Genomic DNA, 18,351 nt, shown 5'->3' on the forward strand with positions numbered 1-18,351 from the left:
CCTAGCGTGCGCGCGCTACCGCGCCCGCGGACCGCTCTCCGTCAGTCCGGCCTCCGGCAATCCGGCCTGTGGCGCGCACCAGCCGAGGTGCATGAAGTCCGGCACGCGGTACCACTTGACCGGGTAGCCGGCGCCGTGCGCGCAGAACACCGAGTCCGGGGTGTTGTCGAGGTCCGCCTCGGGATCGTAGGCGGCCTCGGCGATCACGCGGTCGGCGTCGTGGCAGGGCCGGTAGCCGCCGAACGTGGCGGAGAAGCGGCCGCGGCCGTGCGTGTAGGCGTTGACGTCCATCGCGTAGTCGCGCATTTCGGAGACGGGCGCGCGGCCGGTGATCGTCGCGTAGGCCATGCCGGCGGAGTCCGCGGGATCCGCGGAGGGCGGGTCGAAGTCGCCGCCCATGCGCTGCACGTCCGCCATCGCGCGGCCGATCATGTCCGCCGGCACCTCCAGACGGAACGCGTACCACGGTTCGAGCAGACGGCAGTTGCCGGGGTCGACCGGGGCGGGCGCCGGCTTCGCGGTTTCCGCGCCGCCGTCCTTGCCGCCGTCCTTGCCATCATTTCCGCCTTCGCCCTCGGCCGCCGAGTCCGCGACGCCGTCCGCGGGCCGGCCCGCGGCGATCTGCTCGTCGCTCGGATGCCCGGTCACGCCGGCGCGCGCCTCCATGAGCCCCTGCCGGATCGCGCGGTACGTGGCCTGGCGGAAGTCGCCGCCCTCGGTGTGCTTCTCGTGCGCGCGGCCGCCCACCAGCGTGATGGTCATGTCCGTGAGCGGCGAGCCGGTGAGCACGCCCAGATGCTCGCGCTCGCCCAAGTGAGTGAGGATGAGCCGCTGCCAGTTGCGCGCGAGCTCGTTCTGCGAGCACGCGGACCTGAAATGCATGCCGGAGCCGGGCTCGGCGGGCTCGAGCAGCAGATGCGCCTCGGCGTAGTGGCGCAACGGCTCGAAATGCCCCACGCCCTCCACGGGCGCGGTGATCGTCTCCTTGTAGAGCACCGATCCGGCGCCAAACGCCACGTCCAAACCGAAGCGGTCGTGCATCATCTGCTGGATGATCTCCAGCTGCACCGCGCCCATGAGCTGCACGTGGATCTCCTGAATCCGCTCCTGCCAAGCCACATGCAGCAGGGGCTCCTCGTCCTCCAGCTCGCGCAGGGCCGTGAGCACGCGGTGCAACGCGAGGTCGTCGAACGCGCCGCCGTCGGGGGCGGTGACCGCGTAGGTGAGCACCGGCTGCAGGCTCGGCGGTTCGGCGTCCGGCTGCGCGCCCAGTCCCTCGCCGGGGAACGTGCGCTCCGGGCCGGCCACCGCGCACACGCCGCCGGCGGGGACCTCCGTCACTGTCTCGAACTTCGCGCCGTCGTAGACGCGCAGCTGGTCGGCCTTCTCGCCGCCGTCACCTTCACCGCCGCCGCCGGACGGACCCGCCGAGCCGCCCAGCAGCGCCTTGGCCCTGAGCGCGCCGCCGGTGACGCGCAGCCACGTGAGGCGGTTCCCCTGCTCGTCGTGGCTGATCTTGAACACCTGCGCGCCGAACGCGTCCGGCCATGCGGTCTCGCGCGTGAAGCGCTCCAGACCGTCGAGCAGCGCATCCACGCCGTCGAGCTTCAGCGCGGCGCCGAAGTAGACCGGGAACACGCGCCGGCCGGCGACCATCGCGCGCAGGAGATCCCCCGTGAGCCGACCGGTTTCCAGGAACTCGTCCATGGCGTCCTCGTCCTGCATGGCGAGTTCCTCCCAGCGCTCCTCGGGCACGTCGGCGACGTCCAGCCCTTCGAACGGCGTGCACCCGTCCGAAAGCCGGCGCTTGAGCTGCAAGAGCACGGCGTCCCGATCCGCGCCGTCCGCGTCGCACTTGTTCACGAAGACGAACGTGGGCACCCGGTAGCGCGCGAGCAGACGCCACAGGGTCTCGGTGTGGCCCTGCACGCCGTCCGTGGCGGAGACGACCAGAATCGCGTAGTCGAGCACGCGCAGCACGCGCTCGGTCTCCGCGGCGAAGTCCACGTGGCCGGGCGTGTCCAGCAGGGTCAGATGCAGGTCGCCGTGCTCCACGGACGCCTGATGCGCGAAGATGGTGATGCCGCGGCGCTTCTCCAGCGCGTTGGTGTCGAGGAAGGCGTCGCCGTGGTCCACGCGCCCGAGTCTGCGGATGCGCCCGGCCCGGTAGAGCAGCGCCTCGGACAGCGTGGTCTTGCCGGCGTCCACATGCGCCACGATGCCCGCCACGATCCGTTTCATCTCTCATCCTTCCGCCCGGTTGCACTGCATTCGCCGCCCCACTGTACGCGACGGTTCCCTCATGGGAGAAAACACGTCGCCGCAGGCCGCCCCCATGAGCAAGAAATGGAAGTCTTTATGGATTTACTTCCCGTTATTGATGTTTTTCCTCATCGCGACACACCGCATGCCCGCGCCGGCCCGCATATTTCCGATTTGTGCGGTCGATTTTGCCGCATCGCCGCATAGACCGCACGCAACAGGGCCGTTCCCGTGCGGGCTATATCCGGCGGTGCCGCGGAATCGACCGCACGAATCGGAAATATGATCCCGGCACCGCACCCCGTCATTGTCCAAACCCCATGCGCTCCGGCATCCCCATGCGTTCCAAGCGCCAAGTCGACCGCGCGCCCTACGCGTTGCGCGACTTGAGCGCGAGGCGCATGCGGTAGGCGCTCGAGCGGATGAATCCGATGCCGTTGACGGTGTCCATCGCCAGCGCGGCGGCGGAAAGCTCGCCGAGCGAGGGCACGTGCGGCAGGGACTCCGCGTTCTCGATGCGGCGGTCGGAGCGGAAGCGGTCGGGGCTCACGGTCTCCGAGGTGGCGCACATCTTGTCGCTCACGGAGACGAGCCAGCCCTCGAGGTACTTGGGCGGCACGTTGGTGAGCGGGTACATGTGGTTGGTGAGGCTGTCGGCGACCACGTCGTTGACGACGTCCTCGCCGAAGTCGCGTTTGGCGTTCATGCAGGCGATGCGCCCGTGGATGAAGCCGTGGAGGCGGTGCCAGTCCTCGTCGTCGTGCCAGTCGTACAGGAAGTAGTCGTGCAGCAGGCCGGAGACGACCAGCGAGCGCATGTCCACGCGGCGCTCCAGCGAGAAGAGGTTGGCGAGGCGCACGGCCCGCTCGGCCACGGCCACCGAATGCTCGAACGTGGTGGTGTTGCCGTGCTGGAGGTACCGCTTTTCGGACTGCATGCCCGGCGAGGTCATGATGTCCTGCCCGTATTCGAGCACGGTCAGGAAGGCGTCGCTCGCCGCGTCGAGCTCGGCGCCCGTCATCAGGGAATCAGTCACGAAATCACTCCAACCGTTTCACGAACCACCGGCCGCCGGTGCGGCCGCGTCATGGCACAGCATAGTCGAAGCCCATGCCGATCGGGCGCGCGGGTCCGCGACGTGCGCCGGAAAGCGCGGAAGGGCATGGAAAAGCGCGGTTATTCACCGAAAATCGCCGCGACACGACTTGTCCACTTATCCACCGCCGTCCTTCCCCGCCTTGCCCGTGCGCCGGAGCGCGCCCTACGGTGGGCGCAAGCGGGGCCGATGAACGGCGCCGCACAAGGGAAAAGAGGCCAATGATGGCTGCTGTGGAATGCGACGACAACGAAAATCCCCCCGCGATCCTGTACCCGGGGGACGTGGCCGACATCATGCGCGAATTGCAGACGGATGAGTACCGCAAGGCGAGGAGGGCGTTCTCCCGCCGGCTCGGCATCGACCCGCGGGACGTGGGGGACCCCGAATTCCGCGGGTACGTCACCTACCTGTTCAACGAATGGCTCACCTACGACGTGCGCCTCGACGAGGACAACGGCTTGACGCCGTTCGACTTCGTGGCCATGGGCGCGTACGGCCGCGGGCTTTTGAGCGAGGGCCAGTTCGAGGACATGCGGGAGGTGTCGGAGTCGAACTTCGTCTCGTGGTTCTGGATGCTCGGGGTGAGCGCCGCCACGAGGCTGGTGAGGATCGAGGACCTGGCCAGCGGCGAGGTCTACGAGATCCGCGACGCCGAGACCGCGGCCCGCTACGACGGCGCGCCGGGCGGCAGCATGGTGGCGAGGCTCGCCCGCGTGCGCGACGCGTGGCACTTCGTCTCCCCGCCGCCCGCCGTGCTGCGCGAACCGTACGACGACCGGGAGCGCAGGCGGGTGACGATGCTCGTGCAGATGCGCCAGCCGGACTTTCTGGGACTGCTCGCCACCGTGCTCACGTACAACCCGGTGTACGCGGAGGAGGTTCGCCGCCACCGGGCGCGGGCGTGTGCGCCCGACGGCGGCCCACGCGCTCAACGCCGCAAGGGCGGGCGTCGGTAAATTTCGATTCGTGTGGTGGTTTTCACGCGCCCTGCCGGGTAGTGCCATTGGAACTTCGGCGGAATCCCAACGGCGCTACCCGGCGAACGGCCGCGAAACCGCCACACGAATCGAAATTATGATCGCAGGCCCGCCCGCGAGCCGGAGACGGGTCGCGGAAACGACCGCAAAGCCGCGAAACGGGCCGCAAAGCCGCGAAACGGCCGAGCGGCGCTCAGCCGACGTGGCGCTCGAAGCGCTTGAAACCGAGGATGTCCTCGATTTCGGCCATCGCGTCGGCGGGGATCTCGAAGCCGGACGCCTTGAGGTTGTTGGCGAGCTGGCTCGGCTTGCTGGCGCCGGCGATCACGCAGCTGATCTCCGGGCGCTGCAGGATCCACGCCATGGCGAGGATGGCGAGGTTGGTGCCGAGCTCGTCGGCCACCTTCACGAGACGCTCCACCTTGTCGAGGTTCTCGTCGGTGAGCAGGTCGTTGATCTGATGGTCGGACTGCCACGTGGCGCGCGAGCCGGCGGGCAGCGGCTGGCCCTTGCGGTACTTGCCGGTGAGCAGGCCCTGGGCGAGCGGGGAGAACACGGTGATGCCGATGCCGCGCTTGGCGCACACGCCCATGATCTCGTGCTCGATGTAGCGGTCGACCATGTTGTACTGCGGCTGGACCACGGTGATCGGGTACAGGTTGTAGCGGTCGATGATGCGCTGCGCCTCCTCGAGCCTCGCGCCGCCCCACTCCTCGGACACGCCGTAGTAGAGCACCTTGCCGCTCGCCACGAGGTCGCTCATGGCGCGCAGGGTTTCAGTGAGGTCGGTGTGCTCGTCGAAGCGGTGGCAGTAGTAGAGGTCGACGTAGTCGGTCCGGAGGTTCTCCAGCGTGCGGTCGATGCTTTCGAAGATGTGCTTGCGCGACAGGCCGCGGTCGTTCGGACCGGTGCCGGTCGGGAAGTAAACCTTGCTGGAGATGACGAGCTCGCGGCGGGGGTAGGCCTTGAGCGTCTCGCCGAGGAACCGCTCGGCCGCGCCGCCGGAGTAGGCGTCCGCGCAGTCGAAGAAGTTGACGCCGTTGTCGAACGCCAGCCTGACGATGTCCTTGGCGACCTCCTCCTGAGCGGTGCCCTTGAGGTCGGTCATCCAGCTGCCCAGCGCGATTTCGCTGATTTTGAGGCCGGACTTGCCCACGTTGCGGTATCGCATGGTTCGTTTGCTCCTTATCTCTGCCGCTCGATATGCCACCGTGTCGCCACGGATTGTGTAAGCGATTTCACCCATTCGGGTCCATTACACCACTTCAACCGTACTTGAACGCAAGCCACCCGCTCCGAACGAACGCCGGACAAATGCCAGACAGACACCGGCGCGCATTCGGCCACGCGCCGCGCCGGCAAGGTGTACGGCAGGTTACGCGCAGTCCAACAACGATGAAACATCATTCAACGTTTTGTCTTTTCATGGAATTTCATTTAATCACGTACCTATCATGAAACCGTCCGCATCCGGCGCCCGCATCCCGCATCACGCAACGGGAAGGCGCGGACGCCCGGCGATTCGGCATGCGGTTCATGCCGTCGAAAGGAACAGCAACCATGTTCGCGAAGAAGATTCAGAAGAAGATGTCCACCCTGCGCACCGCGGCCTCCGCGGTGCTCGCGGGCGCCATGTGCGTCGGCCTGCTCGCCGGCTGCGGCAACCCCGCGGCCAACGGCGGCTCGGCCGACGGCGGCTCCAAGACCATCGACACCCTCAAGGTGGCGTTCGTGCCGTCCAAGGACCCGCAGGAGATCATCACCGCCACCGAGCCCCTCAAGAACCTGCTCAAGGACCAGCTCGGCAAGGAGGGCTACACCGTCAACAACGTCGGCATCACCGTCGGCTCCAGCTACGAGGCCGTGGGCGAGTCCCTGAGCGCCGGCACCGTGGACGTCGGCCTCATCCCCGGCGGCACCTACGTGCTGTACGACGACGACGTGGACGTGCTCCTGACCGCCACCCGCAGCGGCCTGAGCATCGACTCCGACAACCCGAAGGACTGGAACGACAACGCGCCCACCAAGGCGTCCGACAAGCAGACCACCTCCTACCGCGCGCTCATCATCGCCGGCCCGTCCGAGAAGGGCCAGGCCCTCGCCAAGAAGGTCAACAGCGGCGAGAAGCTCACCTGGGACGACATCAAGGACGTCAACTGGTCCGTCATGGGCGCCTCCTCCCCCGCCGGCTACATCTACCCGGCGCTGTGGCTCAAGGACAACTTCGGCAAGTCCATCACCGACCTCACTCACGCCGCCCAGTCCGACTCCTACGGCTCCGCGTTCGCCCGCCTCGCGCAGGGCCAGTTCGACGTGCTCGCCACCTACGCCGACGCCCGCCGCGACTTCGAGAAGAAGTGGACGACCGACTTCGGCCGCACCAACGACATCTGGAAGGAGACCGCCGTCATCGGCGTCACCTCGCCCATCTACAACGACACGGTGAGCGTCTCCAAGAACTCCAAGATCATGACCGACGACTTCAAGAAGGCGCTGTCCGACGCGTTCATCGCCATCGGCAACTCCGACGAGGGCAAGAAGGTCATCGCCATCTACAGCCACGAGGGCTACCAGCCGGCCAAGTCGTCCGACTACGACAACGAGCGCCAGGCCCAGGAGCTCGTCAAGCAGCTCAAGAAGTGAGCGCCCGAACGCCCGGTTCGCCGACATGATGCCGACGGACCGGGCGTTCCGCGTCCATACGAGAAAATCCGCAACACCAACGAATCGAGACCCGCATGATCGAAATGCGCCATGTCGAAAAGACCTACCCGAACGGCTACAAGGCCCTCAAGGACGTGAACCTCGCCATCGACCAGGGCGAGTACGTCGCCGTGATCGGCCTGTCCGGCGCCGGCAAGTCCACGCTCATCCGCACCATCAACCGCATGATCGGCATCAGCGGCGGCAAGCTGACCGTGGACGGTGTGGACGTGAGCTCCCTGTCCGGCCGCACGCTGCGCCGCTTCCGCCGCAACGTGGGCATGATCTTCCAGTCCTTCAACCTGGTGACGCGCACCAAGGTGATCACCAACGTGCTGGCGGCCAAGGTGCCGGACCTGCCATGGTGGCGCTCCCTGCTCGGGGTGTTCCCCAAGGCCGACGAGATGGAGGCCCTGAAGGCGCTCGACCAGGTGGGCATCGCCTCCAAGGCATACACGCGCGTGGACCAGCTCTCCGGCGGCCAGCAGCAGCGCGTCGCCCTCGCCCGCGCGCTCATGCAGAACCCGAAGATCCTGCTGGCCGACGAGCCGGTCGCCTCCCTCGACCCGGTGACCGCCGAGCAGGTGATGGACGACTTCGGCCGCATCAACCGCGACCGCAACATCACCGTGATCATCAACATCCACCACGTGGACCTCGCCCTGCGCCACGTGAACCGCGTGATCGGCATCCGCGCCGGCGAGATCGTGTACGACGGCGGCGTCGACGGCGTCAACGACGCGGTGCTGCGCGACATCTACGGCGACGAGGCCCCGGAGATCGGCAAGCCCGCGCCGGCGGATCCGGCTCAGGCCCAAACGGCCCCCGCGGAAGGCGGGCGCTGACATGGCAGGCACCACCATCACCCTGCCCAGCGGCACGAAAGTCGTCAAGCCGCGCTCGTACACGCTGCCGATCGCGGCCGGCGTGATCGCCTTCGGCGCGTTCTGCGTGTGGTTCACCGGATTCGACCCGACCGTGCTCGCCGAACGCGGCGACCAGTTCTTCCTCATCCTCGGCCGCATGTTCCCGCCCGAATGGTCGAGCGCCGCGAGCATCGTCGACCCCCTGCTCGACACGATCCGCATGTCCCTGCTCGGCTCGGCCATCGGCGCGGTGGCGGCCGTCCCGTTCGCCATGCTCGCCTCCACGACGATCATCCACGCCAAGGCCGTCACGATGGCCATGCGCTTCGTCTTCAGCCTCATCCGCACGCTGCCGACGATCATCACCGCCCTGATCGCCACGTACATCTTCGGCCTCGGCACGCTCGCCGGCACCACGGCCATCGCGCTGTTCACGTTCTCCTACCTCGGCAAGGTGCTCTACGAGGAGATCGAATCGGTGGACATGGGCGCCTTCGAGGCCATGACCGCGCTGGGCGCCTCCCCCGCGCAGGCGTTCCGCTTCGCCGTGCTGCCGGAGATCCTGCCGTCGTACATGTCCAACGCGCTGTTCTGCTTCGAGGGCAACGTGCGCTACTCGGCGATCCTCGGCTACGTGGGCGCCGGCGGCCTGGGCCTGATCCTCAACGAGAACCTCGCCTGGCGCGAATACTCCACCGTGGGCATGATCCTGCTCGAACTGCTCGCCACGGTGTTCGTCATCGAAACCACCAGCCGCGCGATCCGCCGCCGGCTCGAGTAGCGGACCCACAGCCCGATTAGGAGCATCATCATGATTTCAACCGATCTCGCCAAACTCTACGCCGATCGCCCCAAGGCCACCCTCGGCCGCGTCGCCACGGCCGTCATCGTCGTCGCGCTGCTCGTCTGGTCCGCCGCCGGCATCGAATCGTCCGGCGCCAAGGCGGACAGCGGCTGGACGATCGTGGGCAGCATCCTCAACGGCCTGACCCACCCGGCCCCGCAGCTGCTGTTCAACCTCACCACGACGGGCGTGCCGTACCTGCTCGTCGAAACCGTGGCCATCGCGTTCATGGGCACCGTGGTGGGCGCCGTGATCGCCGTGCCGCTCGCGTTTCTGGCCGCCTCGAACCTCATGCCCAAGCCGGTCGCGTGGCTCGCGTCCTTCGCCATCATGGCCATCCGCACCGTGCCGGTGTTCGTCTACGGCATCATGTTCGTGCGCGTGACGGGCCCGGGCGCGTTCGCCGGCCTCATGACCATGTCCCTGTGCTCGGTGGGCATGGTGAGCAAGATGTTCATCGAGGCGATCGAGGATCTGGACCGCGGCGTGCTCGAATCGCTGTCCGCCATGGGCCTCAACCGCTGGCAGCAGATCCGCTTCGGCGTGCTGCCGCAGATGATGGCCAGCTTCCTGTCCACCGCGATCTACCGCTTCGACATGAACCTGCGCGACGCCACGATCCTCGGCCTCGTGGGCGCCGGCGGCATCGGCGCGCCGCTCATCTTCGCCATGAACGCGTACCGCTGGAACGAGGCCGCATCCATCCTGTGGGGGCTCATCGTGCTGATCCTCCTCGTGGAATACGGCTCGACCAAGCTGCGCAACAAGCTCGCCCGCGGCTGACCGCCGGCGATTGAAAGGATTCCGACACCCATGTCACGCACCTTCCGCATCTGCTCCACCTCCGACACCCACGGGCACATCTTCCCCGTGGACTACGCGACCGACGCGTTCAAGCCCTGCGGCCTACTCGACATCGCCGCGGACGTGCACGCCCTCGCCGCGCAGCCGGGCCCGGACGGCGAGCCGATCCCCACCATCGCGCTCGACGCCGGCGACACCCTGCAGGGCACCCCGTACTCGCAGCTGTTCGTGGCCGGCGACGCCTCCGAGGAGGACCGGGCCGCCACGCGGGGCCTCCCGCACCCGATCGCCGCGGCGTTCAACGCGGTGGGCTACCAGTTCGTCACGCTGGGCAATCACGACTTCAACTACGGGCGCGGGGCCATCGCCGCGTATCTGGACGCGCTGGACGCCCGGTGCGTGTGCGCCAACGTGCGCGACCTGACGGGCCAGCTGCCGATCGCGCGCTACGCGTTCCTCGATCTGCCGAACGGCATCCGGCTCGGCGTCACGGGACTCGTGACCGACTGGGTGAACGTGTGGGAGGCGCCCGCCCACCTGCGCGGCCTCGAGGTGACGGACACGCTCGCCGCCGCGCGCGAGATGAGCGACTTCCTGCGCCCGCGCTGCGACGTGAGCGTGTGCATCTACCACGGCGGCTACGAGCGGGACGTGAAAACCGGCGCCGTGTTCAGCGAGACGACCGAGAACCGCGCGTGGCAGATCGCGCACGACCTCGACTTCGACGTGCTCATCTCCGGCCACCAGCACATCTCCATGCCCGGCGCCACGATCAACGGCACCGCCACCGTGCAGACGTGCGCCACCGCCACCGAGTTCGCGGAGCTGATCTGCACGCTCGAGGACGACGGCTCGTTCCACGCCACCTCGCGGCTCGTGCCCGTGGGCGACCGCCACGAGGACGAGCCCTATGCCACGCTGCTGCCGTACGAGGAGCGCACCGAGCATTGGCTCACCGGCCCGGTCGGCACGCTCACCCGCGCCATCCCCGACCAGACGCACCTCGACGTGGCCATGCACGGCAGCGAGCTCGCGGCCCTGTTCAACGCGGTGCAGCTCGACGCCTCCGGCGCGCGCATCGCCGCGGCGTCGCTCACCGGCGTGGGCGTGGGCTCCGGATTCCCGCAGACCGTGACGCGCAGCGCCGTGGTGGAGGCGTACCCGTTCGCCAACACGCTCGCCGTGCTGGCCGTGACGCCGGACGCCCTCAAGGCCGCGCTCGAGCGCTGCGCCGAGTACTTCGACCTGGACGAGGACGGCCGCCCGTGCGTCTCCACGCGCTTCCTCAAGCCCAAGGTGGAGCACTACAACTACGACTACTACGCCGGCCTCGCCTACACGTTCGATCTCACGAAGCCCGTGGGCTCGCGCGTCACGTCGCTCACGCTCGCCGACGGCTCGCCGCTGCCGGACGGGCCGATCGAACTGTGCGTCAACAGCTACCGCGCGTCCGGCACCGGCGGCTACGAGGCGCTGGCGGCGTGCCCGGTGGTGCGCACGATCGACGAGTCCATGCAGGAGCTCATCGTGCGCTACCTCGAGCGGCACAGCCCGTGGGCGCCGCACGCCGACGGACCGACGGCGGTCGTGACGGACCGACGGCGGTCGTGACGGACTGACCGGTCGTGACGGATCGGCCGGTTGTCCAACTGACTGACTGGCCGACTGACCGGCCGTCTGACTGACCTGACGGTCGTCGCATCCCGGTTGTCGTATCCCGGTCGTCGCGCGGCGGGAGCAATCGGGGGCGCGACGGCCGGCGAGCGGGTACACTGGCTGCAAACGGACCATGGGGACAACGCGCGGGGCGCGGCGGAACAAAGCGGAAGGGGCCTACAGGGGATGGACGTCGAATCAATGCCGGTCAGGTCGAGGATCCTGTCGATGCTGCCGTCCCTGCAGGCCGCCGAGCGGCGCGTCGCGGAGTTCCTGCTCCAGCACGGCGACGACGGCGGCGACCTGACCGTCAGCGCCGTGGCGTCCGGTTCCGGAGCCTCCGCGGGCACGGTGGTGCGCACCTGCAAGTCGCTGGGATATCAGGGATACCAGCAGGTGCGCGTGCTCATGGCCCGCGACCGGGCGCAACGGGCGACGCCCGCGGTGGCGGCGATGCCTGTGCAGGCGGCGGCAACTGCGGCCGGCACGGCGACCGAAGCCGTCTCCATCCCGGCCCCCGCCCGCGCCCATGACGGCAACCACGTGTTCGGCGAGGGGGCGATCCGCCACGCCCTCACGCTCGCCGGCCGCATGCCCACGCTCATGGGCATGCTCTCCGTGGCCGATCTGGACGCCGTGGTCCGAATGACCCTGCAATCGCGCCGCATTCTGGTCATCGCGTCCGGGCTGTCCGCGCCCATCGGCATGAGCTTCGTCTCGCGGCTCATCCGCTGCGGCATCGACGCGGTCACATTCAACGACATCATCGACCAGCACATCGCGGCCAGCATGCTCGACGCCGACTGCGCGGCCTTCGTGGTGTCCGGCTCCGGCGCCAACGCGCATTCCCTGTCCGCGGCGCGCGCCTGCAAGCGGGCCGGCGCGCGCGTGGTCGCCATGACGTACTTCGCCGCATCCCCGCTCACCGCGCTGGCGGACGTGTCGCTGGTGCTCGAGCCGCCGGACTTCACCTTCGGCCAGGAGCTCAAGGACGTCTCCCGCGTGGCGCTCATGATCCTCACCGAGGCCATCGCCGCCGAGGTCGAGCGGGAGAACGACCGCTCCGACACCGCGTTCACGGTCGTCTCCCAGCACCTCGACGACGAGGCGGACTGAGCGGGCCGCCGGACACCCGTCTGGGGCCGTCACTCGCCCGCGGCGGGCCTCAGCTCCGGCGGACGGCGCACGGAGAAGCGGAACATGAGCGCGGCGAGCGCGATGCCCGCGACCGCAAGCCCCACGAACACGCGCATGCTCGCCGCGAACGCCTGCGGGTACGGTTCCGCGGCCGAGAATTCGGCGATGAGCGTGCTGGCCACAGCGGTGCCGATCGCGCCGGCGAGCTGCTGGATGGTGTTCATGAGCGCCGAGCCGTCCGCGTTGAGCCGCGCGGGCAGCTGGTTCAGGGCGTGCGTCTGGTCGGGCACGAGCACGAACCCGGCGAACGCCATGAACAGCGCGTAGGCGACGGCGACCGCGCCGGTCCACTGCGCGCAGGCGGCGAGCGCCGCGTCCATGGCGAGCACGCCCATAAGCCCGCACAGGATGAACTTCGGCGGGAAGTGCCGCTTGAGCAGACCGCCGATGAGCGGGGCGGACACCGCGCCCACCGCCGCGCCGGGCAGCAACACCAGGGCGGCGAGCATGCTGCCGAGACCGTGGCCGCGCTGCAGGAGGATCGGCAGCAGGAAGTTGACGCCGAGCACGCTGCCGGACGCGACGAGCAGGATGAGCATGCCCAGCGAGAAGCCCGGGTACGCGAATGCGCGCACGTTGACGAGCGGACGTTCCATCTTGAGCTGCATGGCCGTGAAGACCGCGAGGTCCAGCACCGCGAAGGCGAGCGTGGCCCGGAACCGCCAATCGCCGTGCCACGCGGCGAAGAAGCTTGCGGCCATGATGAGCGCGGCGAGCCCGGCCGCCACGAGCAGCAGCGACGGCACGCTGATCGTGGCGCGCCCGGCACCGGCGCCGCGGCCGTCGCCGTCGGGCCCGTCTCCGCCGCGGATGTCCGGCACGGTGGCCATGCCGATCACGAACGACAGGACGAGGAACGGCAGCATGGCGTAGAAGATCCAATGCCAGTCGAGGTATTCCATCACCACGCCGCCGAACACCGGGCCGATGGCCGGTGCGGCGCACGTGACGAGGCTCACGATGCCGAGCATGGCGCCGCGCTGCTGAAGCGGCGCCTTCTCGAGGATGATGTTGGTGATGAGCGGCAGCGAGATGCCCGTGCCGAGCGCCATGACGAGCCGCGCGGCGAGCAGCATGGGAAAGTTCGCGGCGAGCGCGCCGATCAGCGTGCCGGCCGTGAACAGGGCCACCGCCGCGGCGAACAGGGTCTTGGTGGCGAGGCGGCGCACCATGAACGGCGAGGCGGGGATCGCCACCGACAGGAGCAGCAGATAGCCGGTGGTGAGCCACTGCACCACGTCCGCGGAGATAGCGAACTCGCCCATGAGCGCGGAATAGGCGATGTTGAGCGACGTCTCCGAGAGGATGCCCAGGAAGGTGAGGATCGCCAGCGCCACCACGGCCGCGACGAGCCGCCGGGCGACCGGGCTCTTGCCGCCGTTGCCGTTGTTGGGCCGGGTCTGCGGCCGGGACTCGGATTGGCGTGTTGTTGCGCGTGCCGTTGCGGTCATGCGGTCTTCTCCTTCCGGTGTGCGGCGACGTCCTCGCGCATGAGCCGCAGCGTCTCCTCGATCGTGGCGATCGTGGTCTCGCACTGCTCCGCGGTGAGGCCGCCGAGCAGCCGGCTCAGGTGCGCGTGGTAGTCCTCCACGTAGATGCGGCGGATCTCCAGTCCGCGGTCGGTGAGCGCGAGGGTCACGGCGCGGCGGTCGGCGTCGCTGGCGTGCTTGGTCACGAGGCCGAGGTCGGCCATCTCCCCCACGAGCTTGGTGATCGACGGCGTGGTGACGCCGAGGAACGCGCTCACGTCGCCCACGCGCGCCCGGGGTGTGGACTGGTCGCCGTCGTCGGCCGCGTTGATGTGCCAGACCGCGTCGATCACATGCACGTAGCGCGGCTTGAACCCGTCCGGCAGCGGCGGCATGAGCTCGGTGACCGCCTTCGCCTTCCAGCAGGCGTCCATGAGCCCGCGCACCTCCTCAAGCGGCAATGTCATACGCACCTTGTCCTTTCCGTCTCCGCGGCGGGCGGCAATGCCCGGCGGCACTCGGTGAGGCACCTCGTGCCACCGCCGTCGTCCCGGACCGCCGCGGGCCGTCATTTAGTTACTAACGATCATTACTATAGGTAACTATATGAACCACCCGGACAATACAGGCCGCGGACGCGCCCGTTCGTCCTCACGCGCGCTTTCATCATCCGCATGCCTCCCGCACTTCCGACGCGGACGCCTTTTCGGCGAAGCCGCTTCCGACATTTCGCCCCCATCGGCGCGGATCGAAGCAAACGCGGACGCATGCGCAGACCACGCCAATCCCCCCGCATCATTGCGTTGTCCATTTGCTCCAACCTGCGCCGCCAAAATCGCAGCTTGGAACGAACAACCGCGAATCAAACTCACGCAAGACCCGATTCGGCGTCATTTGTTCCAATCCGCAATTTCAAGGGCGCAGGTTGGGACGAATGGACAACGCACGGACAGTGCACGGGCAAGAGGCCATCGCCAACGGGAAAGCCAAACAGGAGACGGCAGGCGGACGGCACCCGACGCACGAGCCCGACGCGCGGACATGCGGATGTACGGCACAGGGACGCGCGCCGCCGTATCATCGTCCGGTGAACCATCAGAGCAGCACCGGCACCGGACGATCCGCACAGACCGCGCCGACCGCACCCGTCACCCGAACCCAGCGCATCCGCCAGACCCCGCGCGGCGTCGTGGCCACGCTCACTGCCGCGGTCGTGTACGGCATGTTCCCGCTGTACTGGGCGGTGCTGTCTAGCGTGCCGTCCATGAACGTGATGCTGTACCGCATCGTGACCGCCGCCATCGTGATGACGCTGTTCATGCTGGCCACCCGCCGCTGGGGGCGCTTCGTCCGGTCGGTGAGGGTCATGTGGGCCACGCCGAAGGTGTTTTGGATGGCCGTGGCGGCCGCGGTGCTGGTGACCATCGACTGGGTGGTGTACATCCAGCTCGTCGCGGTCGGCCGCACGTCGGAGGCAAGCGCCGCGAACTTCCTGCTGCCGCTCATCAACATGCTGCTCGCCCTGATGCTGCTGCGCGAGCGGACCACACCGCTGGGCGTCGCCTCCATGCTGATCGCGCTGACGGGCGCGGCGCTGTACGTGATCGACACGGGCGCGTTCCCCGGTCTCGCCATGCTCATGACGTTCAGCTACAGCGGATACTGCCTCATCAAGCGCTTCGTGCCGCTCGACCCGTTCGAGTCGCTCACCTTTGAAACCGGCGTGCTCGCGCCGTTCGCCGCCGTGGCGCTCGTCGCGCAGCCCCGGCTCGGCGTGCCCGCGGGAGAGCCGTGGTGGGTGTGGGCGCTGCTCGCCGGCTGCGGCGTGCTGACCGTCATCCCGCTGGTGCTCACGTCGTACGGCGTCAAGCATGCGGCGTTCCTGCTGCTGAGCTTCACGCAGTACATCACGCCGACCATCCAGCTCATTCTGGGCATCACGGTGCTCGGCGAACAGGTGCCGGCGCACCGGTTCATCTCGTTCTCGGTGATCTGGCTGGCGCTGGCGGTCTACACGTTCGATCTGGTCCGCGCGCACTTCGCCCGCCCGAAGCTGGGGTAGCGCCCGGTCCCGGTCGACCGGGCAAACCTCCCGCGCCGCTTGGACCTCCCATTCCGCCCGGAACGCTGATCGCCGAACCGAATTCGCCACCCACCGTTTGGACGGGGCGCGGCTCCCCGGACAGGGCGCGGCTCCCCGGACAGGGCGCGCCCGCTCCCTGTCCCAAGAGTTGACAAACCGTTGAAAAATAGCCGTTTTCAAGCGTGACGGACAGGGCGCGCCCGCTCCCCGTCCAGCAATCCGGCAGGGAATGCACCAATAAGACGCATTTTCGCCATCCGAACCACAGGTACGGCATCACGGCGACGCCCGCCGCCGCACGACAACGCGCACCCGGCCAAAGCAACAGGCCCGGATAACAAAAAATCCTCCCACCCGGCGGGCGAGAGGATTTGAATCCTTCTTCTCTTTGGCGACCCCGGCCGGACTTGAACCGGTGACCTCCGCCGTGACAGGGCGGCGCTCTAACCAACTGAGCTACGGGGCCGTTGTACCTTTCGCAAGGCACGAAGCGATATATTACATGAACCTCAAATAATCGCCACTTCGGCGTGTCGCGTCACAACGACAGGGCAACGGCACGGCGATGGAACAGCCATGAGACAGCGACGGTGCAGCGAACGCCACACGCTCCGACACACGCTCCGACACACGTTCCGCCATGCGTCCGCAACGCCGGTTTTGTCCACTCCGATGCGCTTTACTACGCATGGACCAACGGCATGGCCAATGACACGAGCCACAGGCCCGCGCCCCGCGCGACCGGCGAAGGAGACACCCCATGGACAGCGAACTGTTCGACAAGGCACCGATTCCCAAGGCGTATTTCAGCCTGGCGATGCCGGTGGTCATGAGCATGCTCGTCACGCTCGTGTACAACATGGTCGACACGTACTTCATCGCGCACACCGGCGACGCGAACATGGTGGCCGGCGTCTCGCTGTCCGCGCCCGTGTTCATGGTGATGATCGCGATCGGCGACATCTTCGGCCTCGGCGGCAGCTCGGTCATCTCGCGTCTGTTCGGCGAGAAGCGCTACGCCGACGGCAAGCGCCTGAGTGTGTTCTGCTTCTACGGGTCGGCCCTCATCGGCGCGGCCATTCTGGCGCTCGGCCTCGTGTTCCGCGCCCCGATCCTCGCCATGCTCGGCGCGAACGAGGGCACGTGGCCGCACGCCTCCGCCTACTACACGTGGATCATCATCGGCTCGCCGCTCATCATCGTCTCCATGACGCCGGTCAACCAGCTGCGCACCGAGGGTCACGCCGTGCCGTCCATGATCGGCCAGATCGCCGGCACCGTGCTCAACATCATCCTCAACCCGCTGTTCATCCACGTGTTCGGCTGGGGCGCGGGCGGCTCGGCCTTCGCCACCGTGCTGGCCAACGTGTGCACCGACGCCTACCTCGTGTGGTTCCTGCTGCGCCGCAGCCAGAACCTGTCCGTCGACCCGCGCCTCATGTTCCGCAAGGCCGCGGAAGCGCCCATGCCCACGGCCTCCACGCCGCTAGCCCCCGCGCCCACTTCCAAGCCCTCCCCCGTCCGCGCCGCCGCACGCCGCCTCGACATCACCGGCGCCGAGCTGCGCGACATCCTCGTCATCGGCATCCCGTCCGCCGTCACCAACCTCACGCAGAGCTTCGGCATCGTCATGGTGAACCTGTACCTGCTGCCCTACGGCAACGATTCGGTGGCGGCCATGGGCATCGCGCTCAAGGTGGTGATGATCGCCGTCTCGGTGTTCGTGGGCTTCGCGTTCGGCGCGCAGGCGCTCATCGGCTACAACTACGGCGCCCGCAACATGAAGCGCCTAGCGGGGATCCTGCGCTTCTCGTACCTGTTCCTCAGCGGGTTCGCGCTGGTGATGACCGTGGTGCTCAGCGTGTTCGACCGCGAGCTCATGGGCTTCTTCATCAACGACGCGCGGATCATCGACCTCGGCGCCGGCATGCTGCGCGTGCAGCTGCTCAGCCTGGTGTGCGTGGGCGTCGTCATGGTGACCACCTGCACGTTCCAGTCCACCGGCAAGGCGTTGGGCGCGTTCATCCTGTCGATCAGCCGTCAGGGTGTGGTGCTCATCGTCGTGCTCGTCGTCGCCTCGCGCTTGGCCGGCTACAACGGCGTGATCGCCGCGCAGGCCATCGCCGACCTCGTCACGGCGATCATGGCCGGTGTGCTGTTCGTCGTCATGCTGCCGGAGCTGCGGAGGCCGCGGAAGCCACTGCCTGCACAGGCGCAGGAATAAAACGGCGGGCAAAACGCTTCGTCCGCCACGTAGTTCGGTATGTATTGTCTTGGGGCATACTTGACGTATGTCTCGGGGCATTGTTGACACGGTCTCCTGGGGCATGGTTTACATGTGTCCTGGGGCATCGTTGACGCCGGGTATGGGTTTGCGGTACTTGTAGTCGC

14 protein-coding genes and 1 tRNA gene are annotated in these 18,351 nt (G+C 67.9%); 9 read left to right on the forward strand and 6 right to left on the reverse strand.

The window, feature by feature from the left end; translation table 11 throughout:
- Positions 1–15: 15 nt before the first annotated feature.
- Both DSM100685_RS09240 and DSM100685_RS09245 read right to left on the reverse strand, forming a co-directional pair.
- Positions 16–2,241: a GTP-binding protein gene (locus DSM100685_RS09240; protein ID WP_152351056.1), complete on the reverse strand. Its 2,226-nt coding sequence runs from the start codon at positions 2,239–2,241 to the stop codon at positions 16–18.
- A 391-nt stretch (positions 2,242–2,632) separates the two neighbouring features.
- Positions 2,633–3,298 carry an HD domain-containing protein gene (locus DSM100685_RS09245; protein ID WP_240811902.1) on the reverse strand — a complete coding sequence of 222 codons (666 nt, stop codon included), beginning with the start codon at positions 3,296–3,298 and terminating at the stop codon, positions 2,633–2,635.
- Between the two features lie 281 nt (positions 3,299–3,579).
- On the opposite strand from DSM100685_RS09245, the gene DSM100685_RS09250 reads away from it, so the two are divergent.
- Complete coding sequence (locus DSM100685_RS09250) at positions 3,580–4,317, forward strand: hypothetical protein (RefSeq protein ID WP_152351057.1); 738 nt, start codon at positions 3,580–3,582, stop codon at positions 4,315–4,317.
- A gap of 214 nt (positions 4,318–4,531) precedes the next feature.
- Here the strand turns inward: DSM100685_RS09250 and DSM100685_RS09255 are convergent, their stop codons facing one another.
- A complete protein-coding gene (locus DSM100685_RS09255; protein WP_152351058.1) occupies positions 4,532–5,509 on the reverse strand; it encodes an aldo/keto reductase family protein in 978 nt (325 codons plus the stop codon).
- A 389-nt stretch (positions 5,510–5,898) separates the two neighbouring features.
- Here DSM100685_RS09255 and DSM100685_RS09260 point away from each other — a divergent pair, with 389 nt between their 5' ends.
- The 6 genes from DSM100685_RS09260 to DSM100685_RS09285 all read left to right on the forward strand — a co-directional run bounded on the left by DSM100685_RS09260 (position 5,899) and on the right by DSM100685_RS09285 (position 12,327).
- Positions 5,899–6,981: a phosphate/phosphite/phosphonate ABC transporter substrate-binding protein gene (locus DSM100685_RS09260; RefSeq protein ID WP_204314372.1), complete on the forward strand. Its 1,083-nt coding sequence runs from the start codon at positions 5,899–5,901 to the stop codon at positions 6,979–6,981.
- Between the two features lie 95 nt (positions 6,982–7,076).
- Positions 7,077–7,886, forward strand: coding sequence for a phosphonate ABC transporter ATP-binding protein (gene phnC / locus DSM100685_RS09265; RefSeq protein ID WP_152351059.1), 810 nt, complete (start codon positions 7,077–7,079; stop codon positions 7,884–7,886).
- Position 7,887: 1 nt separating this feature from the next.
- Positions 7,888–8,688 carry a phosphonate ABC transporter, permease protein PhnE gene (gene phnE, locus DSM100685_RS09270; RefSeq protein WP_152351060.1) on the forward strand — a complete coding sequence of 267 codons (801 nt, stop codon included), beginning with the start codon at positions 7,888–7,890 and terminating at the stop codon, positions 8,686–8,688.
- Between the two features lie 30 nt (positions 8,689–8,718).
- The gene (gene phnE / locus DSM100685_RS09275) at positions 8,719–9,534 is read left to right on the forward strand and encodes a phosphonate ABC transporter, permease protein PhnE (protein WP_152351061.1); all 816 of its coding nucleotides are present in this window, start codon (positions 8,719–8,721) and stop codon (positions 9,532–9,534) included.
- A gap of 30 nt (positions 9,535–9,564) precedes the next feature.
- Positions 9,565–11,166, forward strand: a complete 1,602-nt coding sequence (locus DSM100685_RS09280) for a bifunctional metallophosphatase/5'-nucleotidase (protein ID WP_152351062.1) — start codon at positions 9,565–9,567, stop codon at positions 11,164–11,166.
- A 231-nt stretch (positions 11,167–11,397) separates the two neighbouring features.
- A complete protein-coding gene (locus DSM100685_RS09285) occupies positions 11,398–12,327 on the forward strand; it encodes a MurR/RpiR family transcriptional regulator (protein WP_152351063.1) in 930 nt (309 codons plus the stop codon).
- 29 nt (positions 12,328–12,356) lie between these two features.
- Here DSM100685_RS09285 and DSM100685_RS09290 read toward each other — a convergent pair whose 3' ends face one another.
- Together DSM100685_RS09290 and DSM100685_RS09295 are read right to left on the reverse strand one after the other, a co-directional pair.
- On the reverse strand, positions 12,357–13,859 hold the full coding sequence (locus DSM100685_RS09290; protein ID WP_152351064.1) for an MFS transporter: 1,503 nt from the start codon (positions 13,857–13,859) through the stop codon (positions 12,357–12,359).
- Positions 13,856–14,344, reverse strand: coding sequence for a MarR family winged helix-turn-helix transcriptional regulator (locus DSM100685_RS09295; protein ID WP_239512748.1), 489 nt, complete (start codon positions 14,342–14,344; stop codon positions 13,856–13,858). Before DSM100685_RS09295 ends, DSM100685_RS09290 begins: the two co-directional genes overlap by 4 nt.
- Positions 14,345–14,964: 620 nt before the next feature.
- Here DSM100685_RS09295 and DSM100685_RS09300 point away from each other — a divergent pair.
- Positions 14,965–15,939 carry an EamA family transporter gene (locus DSM100685_RS09300; protein WP_163201133.1) on the forward strand — a complete coding sequence of 325 codons (975 nt, stop codon included), beginning with the start codon at positions 14,965–14,967 and terminating at the stop codon, positions 15,937–15,939.
- A gap of 410 nt (positions 15,940–16,349) precedes the next feature.
- Here DSM100685_RS09300 and DSM100685_RS09305 read toward each other — a convergent pair.
- A tRNA-Asp gene (locus DSM100685_RS09305) sits at positions 16,350–16,426 on the reverse strand.
- A gap of 294 nt (positions 16,427–16,720) precedes the next feature.
- Here DSM100685_RS09305 and DSM100685_RS09310 point away from each other — a divergent pair.
- A complete protein-coding gene (locus DSM100685_RS09310; RefSeq protein ID WP_152351066.1) occupies positions 16,721–18,184 on the forward strand; it encodes an MATE family efflux transporter in 1,464 nt (487 codons plus the stop codon).
- The last annotated feature ends 167 nt before the right edge of the window (positions 18,185–18,351 follow it).

The sequence above is a fragment of the Bifidobacterium avesanii genome, from assembly GCF_009299475.1.
GTDB classification, from domain to species: Bacteria; Actinomycetota; Actinomycetes; order Actinomycetales; family Bifidobacteriaceae; genus Bifidobacterium; species Bifidobacterium avesanii.

Excerpts from the sequence above, each read along its gene's own strand:
- DSM100685_RS09250 (WP_152351057.1), top strand. The coding sequence starts at position 3,580 with ATGATGGCTGCTGTGGAATGCGACGACAACGAAAATCCCCCCGCGATC.
- DSM100685_RS09240 (WP_152351056.1), bottom strand. The coding sequence starts at position 2,241 with ATGAAACGGATCGTGGCGGGCATCGTGGCGCATGTGGACGCCGGCAAG.
- phnE (WP_152351060.1), top strand. The coding sequence starts at position 7,888 with ATGGCAGGCACCACCATCACCCTGCCCAGCGGCACGAAAGTCGTCAAG.
- phnC (WP_152351059.1), top strand. The coding sequence starts at position 7,077 with ATGATCGAAATGCGCCATGTCGAAAAGACCTACCCGAACGGCTACAAG.
- DSM100685_RS09255 (WP_152351058.1), bottom strand. The coding sequence starts at position 5,509 with ATGCGATACCGCAACGTGGGCAAGTCCGGCCTCAAAATCAGCGAAATC.
- DSM100685_RS09295 (WP_239512748.1), bottom strand. The coding sequence starts at position 14,344 with ATGACATTGCCGCTTGAGGAGGTGCGCGGGCTCATGGACGCCTGCTGG.
- DSM100685_RS09260 (WP_204314372.1), top strand. The coding sequence starts at position 5,899 with ATGTTCGCGAAGAAGATTCAGAAGAAGATGTCCACCCTGCGCACCGCG.
- DSM100685_RS09280 (WP_152351062.1), top strand. The coding sequence starts at position 9,565 with ATGTCACGCACCTTCCGCATCTGCTCCACCTCCGACACCCACGGGCAC.
- DSM100685_RS09290 (WP_152351064.1), bottom strand. The coding sequence starts at position 13,859 with ATGACCGCAACGGCACGCGCAACAACACGCCAATCCGAGTCCCGGCCG.
- phnE (WP_152351061.1), top strand. The coding sequence starts at position 8,719 with ATGATTTCAACCGATCTCGCCAAACTCTACGCCGATCGCCCCAAGGCC.
- DSM100685_RS09285 (WP_152351063.1), top strand. The coding sequence starts at position 11,398 with ATGGACGTCGAATCAATGCCGGTCAGGTCGAGGATCCTGTCGATGCTG.
- DSM100685_RS09310 (WP_152351066.1), top strand. The coding sequence starts at position 16,721 with ATGGACAGCGAACTGTTCGACAAGGCACCGATTCCCAAGGCGTATTTC.